The 13,737-nt window shown below is 52.6% G+C and carries 14 protein-coding genes; 7 read left to right on the top strand and 7 right to left on the bottom strand.

The annotated features are described in order from the left end of the window. Position 1: 1 nt before the first annotated feature. Positions 2-970, top strand: a complete 969-nt coding sequence (locus tag RKA07_RS06735) for a GNAT family N-acetyltransferase (protein ID WP_310965926.1) — start codon at positions 2-4, stop codon at positions 968-970. Here the strand turns inward: RKA07_RS06735 and RKA07_RS06730 are convergent. Further along, a complete protein-coding gene (locus tag RKA07_RS06730; RefSeq protein ID WP_200369399.1) occupies positions 967-1,968 on the bottom strand; it encodes a LysR family transcriptional regulator in 1,002 nt (333 codons plus the stop codon). The two genes, RKA07_RS06735 and RKA07_RS06730, sit on opposite strands and share 4 nt — an antisense overlap. A gap of 246 nt (positions 1,969-2,214) precedes the next feature. Here RKA07_RS06730 and RKA07_RS06725 point away from each other — a divergent pair, with 246 nt between their 5' ends. Both RKA07_RS06725 and RKA07_RS06720 read left to right on the top strand, forming a co-directional pair. Beyond that, positions 2,215-2,988 (top strand): hypothetical protein, encoded by a 774-nt coding sequence (locus RKA07_RS06725; RefSeq protein WP_200369398.1) that lies wholly within the window; start codon positions 2,215-2,217, stop codon positions 2,986-2,988. Then, complete coding sequence (locus RKA07_RS06720) at positions 2,981-4,987, top strand: ATP-binding protein (protein WP_310965925.1); 2,007 nt, start codon at positions 2,981-2,983, stop codon at positions 4,985-4,987. Before RKA07_RS06725 ends, RKA07_RS06720 begins: the two co-directional genes overlap by 8 nt. Here the strand turns inward: RKA07_RS06720 and RKA07_RS06715 are convergent. Together RKA07_RS06715 and RKA07_RS06710 are read right to left on the bottom strand one after the other, a co-directional pair. After that, positions 4,947-5,414, bottom strand: a complete 468-nt coding sequence (locus RKA07_RS06715; RefSeq protein WP_310965924.1) for a MarR family winged helix-turn-helix transcriptional regulator — start codon at positions 5,412-5,414, stop codon at positions 4,947-4,949. The genes RKA07_RS06720 and RKA07_RS06715 overlap by 41 nt on opposite strands. Before the next feature lie 9 nt (positions 5,415-5,423). Beyond that, entirely contained in the window at positions 5,424-5,954 is a 531-nt protein-coding gene (locus RKA07_RS06710) for a glutathione peroxidase (protein ID WP_417538454.1), read from the bottom strand. A 226-nt stretch (positions 5,955-6,180) separates the two neighbouring features. Between RKA07_RS06710 and RKA07_RS06705 the strand changes: the two genes are divergently transcribed. Together RKA07_RS06705 and RKA07_RS06700 are read left to right on the top strand one after the other, a co-directional pair. Beyond that, positions 6,181-7,395 (top strand): pyridoxal phosphate-dependent aminotransferase, encoded by a 1,215-nt coding sequence (locus tag RKA07_RS06705; protein WP_200369394.1) that lies wholly within the window; start codon positions 6,181-6,183, stop codon positions 7,393-7,395. 26 nt (positions 7,396-7,421) lie between these two features. Then, positions 7,422-7,883 carry a hypothetical protein gene (locus tag RKA07_RS06700; RefSeq protein WP_200200954.1) on the top strand — a complete coding sequence of 154 codons (462 nt, stop codon included), beginning with the start codon at positions 7,422-7,424 and terminating at the stop codon, positions 7,881-7,883. Positions 7,884-7,913: 30 nt separating this feature from the next. Here the strand turns inward: RKA07_RS06700 and pdxB are convergent, their stop codons facing one another. From pdxB to RKA07_RS06685, 3 genes are read right to left on the bottom strand one after another with little or no spacing between them, the layout of a single operon-like run. After that, positions 7,914-9,065: a 4-phosphoerythronate dehydrogenase PdxB gene (gene pdxB, locus RKA07_RS06695; protein WP_310965922.1), complete on the bottom strand. Its 1,152-nt coding sequence runs from the start codon at positions 9,063-9,065 to the stop codon at positions 7,914-7,916. A 17-nt stretch (positions 9,066-9,082) separates the two neighbouring features. Further along, positions 9,083-10,372 (bottom strand): DEAD/DEAH box helicase, encoded by a 1,290-nt coding sequence (locus tag RKA07_RS06690; RefSeq protein WP_310965921.1) that lies wholly within the window; start codon positions 10,370-10,372, stop codon positions 9,083-9,085. 6 nt (positions 10,373-10,378) lie between these two features. Continuing rightward, positions 10,379-10,960, bottom strand: a complete 582-nt coding sequence (locus RKA07_RS06685) for an elongation factor P hydroxylase (protein WP_200369393.1) — start codon at positions 10,958-10,960, stop codon at positions 10,379-10,381. A gap of 160 nt (positions 10,961-11,120) precedes the next feature. Here RKA07_RS06685 and dsbD point away from each other — a divergent pair, with 160 nt between their 5' ends. Beyond that, positions 11,121-13,016 carry a protein-disulfide reductase DsbD gene (dsbD, locus tag RKA07_RS06680; RefSeq protein ID WP_310965920.1) on the top strand — a complete coding sequence of 632 codons (1,896 nt, stop codon included), beginning with the start codon at positions 11,121-11,123 and terminating at the stop codon, positions 13,014-13,016. A 41-nt stretch (positions 13,017-13,057) separates the two neighbouring features. Here dsbD and tusA read toward each other — a convergent pair whose 3' ends face one another. After that, the gene (gene tusA / locus RKA07_RS06675) at positions 13,058-13,297 is read right to left on the bottom strand and encodes a sulfurtransferase TusA (protein WP_200200959.1); all 240 of its coding nucleotides are present in this window, start codon (positions 13,295-13,297) and stop codon (positions 13,058-13,060) included. A gap of 84 nt (positions 13,298-13,381) precedes the next feature. On the opposite strand from tusA, the gene RKA07_RS06670 reads away from it, so the two are divergent. After that, positions 13,382-13,672, top strand: coding sequence for an antibiotic biosynthesis monooxygenase family protein (locus RKA07_RS06670; protein WP_200200960.1), 291 nt, complete (start codon positions 13,382-13,384; stop codon positions 13,670-13,672). Positions 13,673-13,737: the final 65 nt, after the last annotated feature.

Below are 13,737 nucleotides of genomic sequence, written 5' to 3'. Positions count from 1 at the left end.
CATGACCGTTCGGATTCGAAAATACAGCTGGCAACTTGCCCCGGGGCATATACGGGACATTCGCCAAAAAGTCTTTGTTGAAGAACAAAAGGTGCCACCTGAACTGGAGTGGGACGACACCGACGAAATTGCCGATCATTTTCTCGCGGTGCTTCCTGACAATACACCGGTTGGCGTGGCCCGACTGTTTTCGACCATGGACGAAACCGGTCATATAGGACGTATGGCCATACTACCCGCGTTCCGTGGCCAGGGAATCGGTGAAGCTCTGCTTCGGCACCTGATCGCTGAATCTGCCGGGCAATACCAGGAGCTAAAGCTCTCAGCCCAGCAGCACGCCATTGCATTCTATGAGCGGGCTGGCTTCCATGTATGCTCCGAACCATACGACGATGCCGGCATCCCTCATCTGGATATGCGCTGCTTGGCCCCGACCCTGCTTGCAGCGCAGGCAGGCTCCGGAAGGCTTACACCTCTGCAACTGGGCAAAGACCCACAATCCTGGCTTTTTGAAAGCGAAAGCGGTCTGCTGGAACTGATGGATTCGGTGGTAGGACAGACGAGCCAGCGACTGTGGCTGTACGACCGCATACTGGATCACGAACTTTATGATCGCGGCAGGTTCCGGGAACTGGTCTCTGACCTCGCTCGCCGCCACCGGCTGAGCGAAATCCGCCTGTTGATTCATGATGATCAACCGCTGATAAAGCGCCGTCATCAACTGGTCGAACTAATGCGGCGATTACCCAGCCGAATTGACCTCAGATTGATCAACAGCGACTACCCTTATGAAGACCAGCCATTTCTTCTCGCAGATCGTGAAGGCGTGGTTTACCGACATGACTTTATCCGACCTTCCGGGTTCGCCAGCTTCGCAGACAGCGGGCGTGTCAGGTTGTTATCTGAAAACTTCCAGCGCATGTGGAATGCCGGCCGCAGCTCTCTTGAACTGCGGGAGTTACCGATCTAAGGGGGTGTCGGGAGCGCGTCTGCCGACTCAAAGCGGGCACCGAAGGGTGCAAACTCCTCATCTACCTCCTCAGCAACGTCTGAAATCAGTCTTCGTAACCACTGATGATCGGAGTTGTGCTGCAGCAGCGGGCTCCAGGCCATTTTAAGTTCAAAAGGCGGGATCTCAAAGGGTGGGATTTTCACCACCAGATTGGCATTGTCTTTTTGCAGCCAGGCCGCTCGGGATGGCAGTGTGGCAATAAGATCGTGCTGTTCTGCCAAAAGCATGGCCGACTGATAATGACGGGTAAACACTGAAATTTGCCGCTTGCTACCCATACGGGACAGTGCCTCATCAACCCAACCAAGCCTCTGGACGTCCTTGGGGTTTACCCCGACGCCCACACCAAACCCGGTTTTACTGACCCATATATGACTGGCCCCCAAGTATGAATCCAGGGTGAAGGGCTCTTTCAGGATCGGGTTCCGGGCATTCATCAGGCATGCAAAGTATTCTATCCAAAGAGTTTTCTGGTGAAACGACTGCGGGATTTTGTCGAACCGGTTAATCGCCATATCCAGGCGGCCCTGCTCAACATCCAGAAAACTCACATCACTTGGAGTAAGAACATCAAGCGTCACATAAGGTGCTTCCTGCCGAATTCGACGCAACACCCTTGGCATCAGGCAGGATTCAGCATAGTCACTGGCCATGATGCGGAACACCCGCTGGCTTTCCAGCGCCGCAAACGGCGTTTTTTCCTGCACCGCCTGCTCAATGTCTGAAAGGATACTCCTTACCAAAGGCTGTAATTCTTGTGCGCGCTCGGTAGCGGTCATTCCCTCACTGGTTCGAACCAGCAAAGGGTCACCGAACAGGTCACGCAATCGGCGCAAGCTGTTACTCATGGCCGGCTGGGTAATGCTCAGGTGATTTGCTGCCTTGGTTACATTGCGCTCTCTCAGCAAGACATCCAGATACACAAGAAGATTGAGATCAATACGGGAAAGATTCATGAACAACTCCAGAACGCATAAATTACCATGGACCAGGCGGGACCTTTAAACACCATTCACCAATCTAATATACAACAATTGCAAAATTCACAGAATCAATATACAAAACGAACTTTCACATTTGATTCCGGTTTCAATGCAATATTTCTGCTAATCTTTCTGATACTTGCCGGAAGTTTCGGTACATCGAGTCAGAATTCTGTCGCAGGCATGACTTGCCCAAAAGCCGGAGTCATTAGATAACAAATGAATACCATCACAATTGTCCTTGCCTTGGCGGCCATCGTTGTCGTATCGATCATCGTTATTGTCGTCACTCAAATGCGTGAAAAAGCCCGCATTGAGCGCGCACGTAAAATCACGGCCCTCGGGGACAACTATAAGCGCTGTGAGCGCCTTCTCTCAGAAATTCCCGGTCAATATCTGACACCTGAACTGAAGCTTTTATTGCTCAAGCGCATGCTGGACATCTGTAACGATTTAGCAGGACTTAAATCCAGTCTGCCCGTCAGCCAGTGGCGCGAATCTGCAGAGCAACGGAAAATACTGGTTCGGGAAAACCGCGACGAGATAAAACAGATCAAAATTGATTCGGTGGAAAAATCGAATGCAGCCAAAGATCTGCTTCAAAATCTGTTTAAGCTGATTGAATCCATGCACAAAAGTGGCCGCATTGATGCAGCAACAGCGAAAAAGAACCTGAAGTATGTTCTTTTTCTGGTGCACAAAACCCACGCAGACCTGCACGTGTTTCAAGCGCGCGACCTTATTCGACAGAACGAGATACGTAAAGCCATTCATGCTTACCATTTGGCTAGCACAGAAATGGGCAAATCACAGGATAACCCGCTTGCCATGAAAGCGGTCAAGAGCTTCCGGATTCGCATAAAGGAACTGGAAGCCATGATGGCAGAGGGTGGCAACGCGAGCCCTGCGGAGTCCGGTTCCAAGTTAGACAAACAATGGGACGACTTTCTTCACGATGAAGAGTGGAAGAAGAAAGCCGACTACGATGACTAAAGGCTTTAAACACCGCCTCTCCTATCGCCTCACCCGTGACACAGTCCTGATTGCGATGGTGCTAGGCGTTATTCTTAATATTGTACAAATCACCCTGGATTACTTTTCCGCACACAAGTCTATGGAAGAGGACATCCAGGCGCTGATTGAGATCAGCCACAACCCGGCCTCCCAGATTGCTTACAATATCGACGTGCGCCTGGCCGAAGAGCTGCTCGACGGCCTCCTTCGGCACCCGGCCACCATCGATGCGCGAATCGTGGACAGCGACGACAGCACCATGGCCTCTGCCAGCAAAAAGAGCCCGGACTCACCCTACCGATGGATCAGTGACCACCTGTTCGGTCCAAGCAAGGTATTCAGCCGCCAACTGCGAGTCACCCAACTCAACAGCCTGCCACTTGGCCAGCTTGTTGTAACAATTGACACATACCACTACGGCTTGCAGTTTCTGGAGCGAGCCAGTTACACGCTGGTTAGCGGTTTTCTGAAAAGCCTCATTCTTTCAGCATCACTTCTTCTGATTTTCTACCTGATACTGACGCGCCCCATGCTCAGCGTGATCAATGCACTCAGCGAGGTAAAAGCGGATTCGCCGGAAAAAATTCGTCTACCCGTGCCGCCAGGCCACCGGCAAGATGAAATTGGCACAATGGTCGGAATTATCAACCAACACCTGGAAACCATGGATACCACCTTGGCGCAGCTACGCCAGGCGGAAAGTGCCATGAAAAACTATTCGAGCGAACTGGAACACGAAGTTGAAAGCCGCACACGGGAAATATCCGACAAGAATCAGGCGTTACAGCGGGGCAATCGGGCTCTGGTAAAAGCCAAAGAAGATGCCATGCGTCGGGCCAAGGCCAGGGCAAACTTTCTCGCCAGCATGAGCCATGAAATACGCACACCACTCAACGGTGTACTGGGGATGCTTGGGCTTGCCCTGGAAGCCGAGCAAGACCCTTCAAAACACCATAGCCTTGAAATCGCCTTGTCCGCAGGCGAAAGCCTGCTTGGCATACTCAACGATATTCTGGATATTTCGAAAGTTGAGGCCGGAAAACTCAACCTCGAAACCATTCCGTTTAGCATGCGCGGCCTCATTGAAGAGTGTGCAACGCTGCACACTCAGCAGGCTGGCAAGAAGGGTATTGAGCTAATTGCAGAAACAGACCCTGATTTTCCAGAACAGTTCCTGGGTGACCCAACCCGTGTAAGACAGATCCTGAACAACCTGCTTAGCAACGCTATCAAGTTCACAGAAACGGGCAGCGTGCGTATAGACGCAGGATACTCGGCTGGCGTTATGACCATCGAGGTATCCGATACCGGCATAGGCATGAGCAAGGAAGGCCTGCGCAGGATCTTTTCACCCTTCTCCCAGGCCGATACGCAAACCACACGCCTGTATGGTGGCACCGGCTTGGGCCTGACACTCTGTCGTCAGTTAATTGAGCGCATGCACGGCGAAATAACGGTTGAGTCGAAAGAGCGGCAGGGAACCCGCTTTACCGTGACCCTTCCACTACCGATATACAGCAACCCTAACAGGGATAACCTCGAAAAAAGTTCCGAACCGGCCGGTTTGCCCAAACCTACCACAACGCCACAAGACGCTCTCCAGATACTCCTGGTGGAAGACAACGAGGTAAACCAGATGGTCGCATCTACTCTGCTGAGAAAAATGGGACACCATGCCGATATCGCGGAAAACGGACAACTGGCTCTAGAGGCACTGGAACAACGGCATTACGACCTTGTACTTATGGATTGCCAGATGCCGGTTATGGATGGCTACGAAACAACTCGCCGAATCCGAAAAAACCCGGACTGGAAGAACTTGCCCGTGATTGCTGTTACGGCCAACGTGATGCAGGGAGACAGGGCAGACTGCTTTGCCAGTGGCATGAACGACTACATCACCAAGCCCTATAATCGTAAGCGGTTAACCGAAGCCGTTACGCGCTGGGCTCCTCCCCGCCCCCCTGAGTCTCAATAGCCTTCAGCACCGCATTCAGCTCTTGCTTCAGGGCATGCAAGCGTTCCGGAGTAACATCCAGACCGCACAGCAGTTTTTGCGGAACTTGCGCCGCCTGTACCCTCAAGCCTGCGCCCTCGTCTGTCAGCGATATAGTGACCACTCGCTCGTCATCCTGACGTCGCTCCCTGTGAATCAGCCCCCGCAGAGCCAAGCGTTTCAACAGGGGCGTAAGCGTGCCCGAATCCAGCCGCAATCGTGTACCAAGATCTGAAACGCGGGTTGGCTGATTGGCACTTGCCCGCTCCCAGAGCACCAACATTACGAGGTATTGGGGGTAGGTAAGCCCAAGCTCGGCAAGCAATGGGCGATACCTTGAGGTAATTGCCCGGTTGGCCGCATACAGGCTAAAGCAGATCTGATTATCCAGTGCCAGCAAATCACTCAAAACCAGGCCCTACAACAGTTTTACAATATCTGCCTTAATGTCTTCAGGCTTGGTAGTGGGCGGATAACGGCGTAACACCTTGCCATCACGCCCCACCAGGAATTTCGTGAAGTTCCATTTTACTTTTTCGGAACCGAGAAGCCCTTTAGCCTCGGATTTCAGAAACTGGAACAAAGGATCTGCGTGCTCACCATTCACATCAATCTTTGAAAACATTGGAAAATCCACGCCGTAATTCAGGCTGCAGAACTCACTGATAGCTTTGTCATCAGCAGGATCCTGGTTCAAGAACTGGTTGCACGGAAACCCAAGCACCTCAAGCCCTTTCTCCCCAAGCTCCTTGTGCAAAGCCTGCAAGCCTTCAAACTGCGGCGTTAATCCGCATTTACTGGCTGTATTCACGATCAGCAGAACCTGGCCCTGGTAGTCAGCCATGGACTTTTCATTACCTTTGATATCTCGAACAGTGAAATCATATATAGAGCTGGTAGACACAAATTTCTCCCTGACAAAATCATGAATGCCTGCAAACCCAGACATTTTTTACGATCAAATATTTATATTGCACACAATTTAATTGGACACTACATTGAAAAACCAACCCATGCAACGATTCTCGAAGCGGAAATAAACCCAATATAGTGCTAACCCGCCATAATTCATCACAATTCCCCTGTTGCCGTTGGCCTCGCCTCCGCTAGAATAGGGGTTTGCCTTTACGGCAGGTGCCTGTTTTACGTTTATTGACTGAGGAAGCCCGGGTCTTATGCAGAACTATTACAAATCCGCCAAGCTGGATAACGTGTGCTATGAAATACGTGGCGTAGTTATGCGGGAAGCGCGCAGACTCGAGGAAGAAGGTCACCGGGTACTCAAGCTCAATATTGGTAACCCTGCATCTTTTGAACTGGATGTTCCCGAAGAGATCCAGCAAGACGTGATCTACAACATGCAACAGGCTCAGGGTTATGTGGAGTCAAAAGGCCTGTTTTCTGCGCGCAAGGCAGTCATGCACTACTGCCAGCAAAGAGGCATCGACAAGGTCGATATTGACGACATATTTCTGGGTAACGGTGTCAGCGAACTGATTGTGATGACCATGCAAGCCATGCTCAACACGGGCGATGAAGTTCTGATCCCTGCACCGGACTACCCTTTGTGGACAGCCGCCGTGACACTTTCCAGTGGCAAGCCCGTGCACTACCGTTGCGACGAAGAACAGAACTGGTTCCCGGATATCGACGATATCCGTAAAAAGATAACAAACCGCACCCGTGCAATCGTGCTGATCAACCCGAACAATCCTACGGGTGCAGTTTATAGCCAGGAATTGCTGGAGCAGGTTATTGAGCTTGCCCGCAAACACAACCTGATCGTGCTTTCAGATGAGATCTACGACAAGATTCTCTATGACGGTACGCAACACGTTTCTACTGCTTCACTGGCAGATGATGTGCTCTTCTTTACCTATAACGGGCTTTCCAAAAATTATCGGGCTGCCGGTTACCGATCAGGCTGGATGATTATCAGCGGCGCCAAGCACCTGGCCAAAGACCTGATTGAGGGCATCGACATGCTTTCCAATATGCGTCTGTGTGCTAACGTGCCAGCGCAATTGGCCATACAGACAGCTCTGGGCGGCTATCAGTCAATCAACGATCTGGTTGCTCCCGGGGGCAGATTATACGAGCAACGGGAAACTGCCTGGCGGATGCTCAATGACATCCCTGGTGTAAGCTGCGTAAAGCCCCAAGGCGCTCTCTACCTGTTCCCGCGACTGGATCCAAAAATACACCCGGTAATAAATGATGAAAAGCTGGTTCTGGATCTTCTCCTGCAAGAGAAAATCCTTCTGGTTCAGGGCTCAGCGTTCAATATTGATGACAAGCAACATCTGCGGGTCGTATTCCTGCCCCGAAAAGACACGCTGGAGGATGCCATGACCAGGCTGGGCAACTTCCTCAGTAAATACAGACAGTAAAGCAGCAGGCAAATAAGAAGTGAATTATGGCTGACATCCATATCGAAGAATTCTACAAAGACGCAGCCGTTGCCTTGGTGCAGCTATACAACGCCTTCCCCAGGCGGGTGAACCTGTTTGTGGAAGATATTGCAGGCGCAGATCAACCGGACGAGTTCGGGCTGCATAGCAAGCGCCATATGGCATGCTTTGGCACATTGTTATGGCTGGCAGAAGAAGGTTTTCTTCGCTATGTGGATACTATCCGGCAGGATGCTCTTGATCAGGCAGTTCTAACCCAGGAGGCTTTTATTCGGTTGAGTGCGCCCGCGCCAGATACTCTTGTTCAGCAGTTCGGCGAGCCGGAAAACCACGCAACTTCTCCTCTACCGCCCTCTTTGAAAGAAGATCTCTCCAGCCATATTCATCTGGTGCGCACCGTGCTGAAAAGCCGTCACTCCTTGCGTATTGGCCACGTTGTTCGAGCAACGCTCTTTACGGACAAGTAAGGCGACTGGGCCTGTGACAGTGAGCCATTCTCAGATCTTCAGCTTGAATCCAATCGCACGGAAGCTGTCATGAAGGGATTTGCTGGTGCCCTTGAGCTGCACTTTCAGGCTGGAACACTCACGCCGGACGGGGTAATCCTTCCGTAGTCGGTCAAAAGCAACTCCTCGCTCCTGGCTTGCCGGCACACCCATGATATGACGCAGGCGTGCATCGTCCTGCCTGGGATCGTAGCAGGCACGCAGTGCAATGCGGATAGCGGCTTGCTCATCAGCCGCACTTGTAAACGACACCTTGCTGAGTGCGGGCTCAGGCAAAAATTGCCCAGCTTTCTTGCGCGCGGGCAGTCCCAGAAAACGGCTGACCGCCTGGTAAATCATCTCGGTTCCCTGAACTTTACCCTCAAGGCTATAGCCCGCAATGTGGGGGGTCGCCAACCAGGTTTTGCCCACAAGCTCCGGATTAATACGAGGCTCCTGTTCCCAGACATCGAGCGCCACCAGCGGCGCGTCGGCCTGGCTCAGGCGCTCACTCAGTGCGGCGCCATCAATCACTTCACCGCGCCCGGTATTGATCAGCAACTGCTTGGAGGTCAGCAAATCCAACTCGCGCCTGCCGATCATCTGTAGTGTGGGGTGAGCAGAGTCTCGGGTTAAAGGTGTATGGAGGGTGACCACATCACACGCAAGCACTTCGTCCAGGCTCACAAAGGTAAGGTTTCGTTCCCGCTCTGCTCTGGGTGGATCGCAAAGCTTCACGCTAAAGCCCAGGCGATCCAGCTTTTCGGCAAGCTCACTGCCAACATTGCCGGCACCAACAATCCCAACTGTGAGTTGCGACCAATCATTCAGCACCTTGCGCTCTGCATACAGAGACAAAACACTCAACACATACTCAACAACACTGTTGGCATTACAGCCGGGTGCTGCGGAAAAACGGATGCCGTTCTCCTCCAGCCAGCCCAGATCAATGTGATCTGTCCCTATCGTGGTTGTTCCCACGAAGCGAACAGAACTGTCTTCAAGCAGCTCGCGATTCACACGAGTGACTGAGCGAACCAGTAACACATCTGCGTCACGAACATCGATGGCACTCATCGTTCGGCCGGAGACACGCCGGATTTCACCGATATCACCAAAAAACGCATTCAGCAGCGGAATGTTCTCATCTGCGACGATTAGCATAATAAGGTCACACCGCCTCAGTTTCTGCGGGGGCGGGGGCCACCACGACCACCTGGCCCGCGTCCACCCTGCCCTTGCGACGGCCTGCGACCACGCTTGCGGGTAATGGGCGGATTATCCATTTCAGCCATCAACTCTTCTTCCGGAACGGTTGTTTTGAGCTTTTGACCGATGTACTTCTCAATGGCCGGAAGACCAAATGAGTCGTCCTCTCCTGCAAAACTGACCGACACACCAGTCTTCCCTGCCCGACCCGTACGACCTATGCGATGCACGTAATCTTCAGCACTGTCTGGCAGGTTGTAATTGAATACGTGAGTAACGCCATCCACATGGATTCCGCGCCCCGCAACATCCGTAGCTACCAGCACCTGAATGCTGCCCGCCTTGAACTGATCCAGAGTTTTCAAGCGCTTGGCCTGGGCAATTTCTCCAGACATAAGAGCAACTTTAACGCCCTGATTGCGCAAATCCTCTTCAAGGTCCCGACACTGGTCACGGCGATTGGCAAACACTAGGGCCTTTTCAACTTCAGGGCGCTTGAGATAGTTCACCAACACCGGCAGCTTTTCGTCATCACCAACCATGTAAACCGTTTGTTCGACCCGCTCTGCGGTTTTCTGCTCTGGTTCGATTTCCACAAACTCGGCATTGTTGGTCCACATGGACGCCAGGTTCAAAACGTCCTGATTAAAGGTGGCGCTGAATAGCAGCGTCTGGCGTTCATCTTTAGGGGTGCACTTGCGGATAATGCGCTTCACATCAGGAATGAAGCCCATATCCAACATACGGTCTGCCTCATCCAGAATGAGGATGTCGAGCTGGTCAAGGAACACGTCCTGGGAGCCAAGGAAGTCAATCAGGCGACCCGGGGTAGCCACCAGAATATCAACAATGCCGTTATGTAATTGTTCGCGCTGTTTGTCATAGTGCATGCCACCCACCACGGTAACGACGTTGTGGCCAGTAAGCTTGCACAGCGCTTCCGCATCCTTGGCAATCTGCATGGCGAGCTCGCGAGTTGGTGCCAGCGCCAGAACCCGAGGCTCAGATGCAAATCGATCACCCTCGGGTATTGGCGTTTCGAGCAGGCTCTGGATGGCGGTAATCAGAAATGCAGCTGTTTTTCCGGTTCCGGTTTGCGCTTGGCCTATCAGGTCCTGACACGCCAGTGTCCAGGGCAGTGTTTCCGCCTGAATCGGCGTGCAGTATTCGAAACCAATGGCGGCAATGGCGTCCAGCAGGCGTTTGTCCAGATTCAGGTCGCTGAATCTCAGATCGCCGGTTTGCTTTGAGTCAGATGTCATGGAGTCTCAGTTTGCCTCATAAAGTTCTTTTGCAGAATATAGCGGAACCACACGCCGGACATCATCACGCCAGGCTGTACTGAAGTTATCGCCGGTTCCATAAAACGATTTCAACGCATCAAAAAAGGACTGTGCCCGTTGCGGCAAGCCTGTCGCCAGGTAACTTTCTGCCTGGCCTAGCACCCTGGATCGGAAGCCGCACTCGTCAGACGCGCCCCCACCAGACAGGTTATCCACACTGATATGAAATTTCGAGCCGGCGGCCACTGAAAACAACCACTCAATAGCCTGCGGTTTTACCTCAACTTGCTCGAATGCTTGCTGTTGAGCGGGTGTCCGGCCGTCCGGGCAGTACCAGTAACCATAATCGTGAAGTGTGCGCCTGTACTCACCCGCAACACACCAGTGACTTATTTCGTGCAGAGCACTGGCATAATAGCCATGAGCAAAAACAATCTGCGCAAGCTCACTGGTGCTGCCAGCAGGCAAGTATTCAGGTTCTTCGTCGCCTCTGACCAGAACAGTCCGGAACGCATCCCGGAACAGGTCATTAAACAACATGATAAGATCGTTTGGGCTGTGATTCATTGGGGAGCTATTGTGCGACTTTAACGCGCCCAATGCCAGAGGGAACTTTCTCGCGGGCCCTATGTCCACTCACTCGCAAACCACTACCGGGGCGCAGGCACGTTATTGCATCGCCAGCTCTCCTGTATGCCATGACACTTACCGGGAAACTGCTTACTCCATGACAGCATTATCTACCGCTTCCGGCAACGCTCGCCGCTCCAGTTCTCCAGCCAGCCTACTCTTCATTTTTGCTCTGCTGTTAACAGCCGCCAATGTGTCCTGGGCATTCGGTGGCAGCAACTCCCTGTTTGGCGGCCAAAGCAGCCAGTTTCTTCCGGTAGATGAGGCCCTTCCCTTCAGCCACTTAACTGAAGATAGCGCAGTGGTTCTATTCTGGGACATTACCCCCGGCCACTACCTCTATAAGGATCGCATCAGCATCAAAGCGCTGGATGGGGGCGTCAGTGCCGGCGCACCGAAATATTCCAGCCCCGGTACAGAAACAGAAGACGAGTTTTTCGGAAAAACCACCGTTTTCTTTGATCCGGTTGAAGCCCGGATTCAGGTCACTTTGCCGGATAATACTCGCGAGGCCCGTTTCGAAGTAACCTACCAGGGCTGCGCGGAAGCCGGGTTGTGTTACCCACCTCAGACCCGCGAAGTACTCTTTTATCAAAGCCAGGACGCTGATGGGGCGCAAGGGGCTACGGGCTCAGCTGCTCCCACAAAAGCCAAGGCAGATACCAGCTCAGCAACCGGGCTTGCCGGCTTTCTCTCAGAGCAGTCTACGCTGGTCATAGCGGGCGTTTTTCTGCTGCTGGGCCTTGGACTGACCTTTACGCCTTGTGTGCTGCCAATGGTTCCGATCATTTCATCACTCGTTTCAGGGCAAAACACACGCACAACCGGCCAGGCGATTTTGCTTTCCAGCAGCTACGTGCTGGGCATGGCACTAACCTATGCTGGTGCCGGAGTGCTTACCGGGCTGCTTGGTGCCAGCTTTAATCTGCAGGCACAACTTCAGTCACCTGGGGTGCTAGGTGTTTTTGCCGTGATGTTCGTGGTCTTTGCGTTGTCGATGTTTGACCTGTTTGAAATTCAGCTCCCGCGAGCTATCCGCGATTCGCTAAACGATGCCAGCCAGCGTCTGACGGGTGGCCGGGTTATCAGCATTTTTGGCATAGGCGCGCTATCTGCCCTTATTGTATCGCCCTGTGTGTCTGCCCCCCTTGCAGGCAGCCTGCTTTACATATCCACAACACAGGATGCGGTAATCGGCGGCATTGCTCTTTTTTCCCTTGGGCTGGGCATGGGAATTCCGCTTATTCTGGTAGCTGTTGGTGGGCGCAAGCTTCTGCCAAGTACCGGGCACTGGATGACCACCGTTAAACATTTCTATGGCGTTATGCTGATTGCAGTCGCTATATGGTTGATTGAACGCCTGGTTCCGGGCTGGGTTGGGCTGACCCTCTGGGGAGTACTCATTGCCATCACTGGTGTGCAACTGGGGGCTTTCGACGCAGCAAAGGCGGGCTGGGAGCGCACCCGTAAAGGCTTGGGCTTGATCTTTTTCGCTTATGGTCTGGCACTGCTCGCTGGTGCTATTGCAGGCGCCAACAACCCTCTCGCCCCACTTGACCCTTTCATCGCCAAAACCACGTACAGTGGGCAGCCAGGCGACTCTGCCAGCAATGACAATAGCCACGCCGGATTTACCCGGGTAGAAACTCCTGCTGATATAAAAGCCATGCTTGTGCAAGCCCAACAAGAAGGCCGCCCGGTAATGCTGGATTTCTACGCAGACTGGTGTATTTCATGCAAAGTGATGGAGCGCAACGTGTTTAGCGACGGAGCCGTCATTAACTCGCTAAAACCTTTCACGCTGCTGCAAATTGACATGACTGACAACACCCCGGCTCAGCAGGCCATGCTGGACGAACTGGGATTATTCGGGCCACCGGCCATATTGTTTTACGATCGCAGCGGCAGCGAAATGGCACCGAGAAGAGTGCTTGGCGAAATGAACCGCAGCCAGTTCCTCGATCACGTCAATGGGCTGACGCCGTCTATTTGAACAGTCCAAACATCACAGCAGACAGAGCGAAAAAGCGGGCACTATTCGCCCCGACGGATAAGGTAAACAAACTGCTCGCCCTGCTCTGCATGGCTGATAAGCTCGTGACCTAAAAACTGACAAAACCTCGGTATATCGCGCGTGGTTGAAGGGTCTGTTGCCACCACTCGCAAAACCTGCCCAGGCTCCACCGCATTGATGCCAGTGTGAAGCATCATCACTGGCTCCGGACAAAACAGGCCACTGGCATCCAGTTCGGCATCATAATCGGTAACGCTCACAAAATGTCTCCCTTTGGATGATCTGATTTTTCATAAATACGTGCTAAATTACTGTTTATACCATTAAAACATCTGGAGGTTTGCATGATCCGGGTTCTGATTGAACGCCATATCGCTGAATCACTTGAAACTGCCTATGAGGAACGTTCCCGCAAGGTTTTGCAGCGTGCAGTGGCAGCACCGGGTTTTATTTCCGGGGAAACACTGGTCGACAAAAACGACCCCAACCACCGGATAACCCTTGCCAACTGGCGCTCTGAAGCGGACTGGAACCGCTGGTACCACTCCGATGATCGCCGCAATTTGATGGCCGAACTAGTCCCGATGATGGACAAAGATGAAGCCATCACAGTACTCGCGCAGAGCGGCGTCTGACCTGAACAGATCAAGCTTGTGACGGCTTACAGAATTTTAAACTGTTTAACAGCACTGATTGTGCA

The organism is Marinobacter xiaoshiensis (assembly GCF_031631795.1).
In the GTDB taxonomy this organism is placed as follows: Bacteria; Pseudomonadota; Gammaproteobacteria; order Pseudomonadales; family Oleiphilaceae; genus Marinobacter; species Marinobacter xiaoshiensis.
The sequence above is the reverse complement of the archived record's forward strand: the minus strand, read 5'-3'. Positions and strand labels throughout refer to the sequence as shown.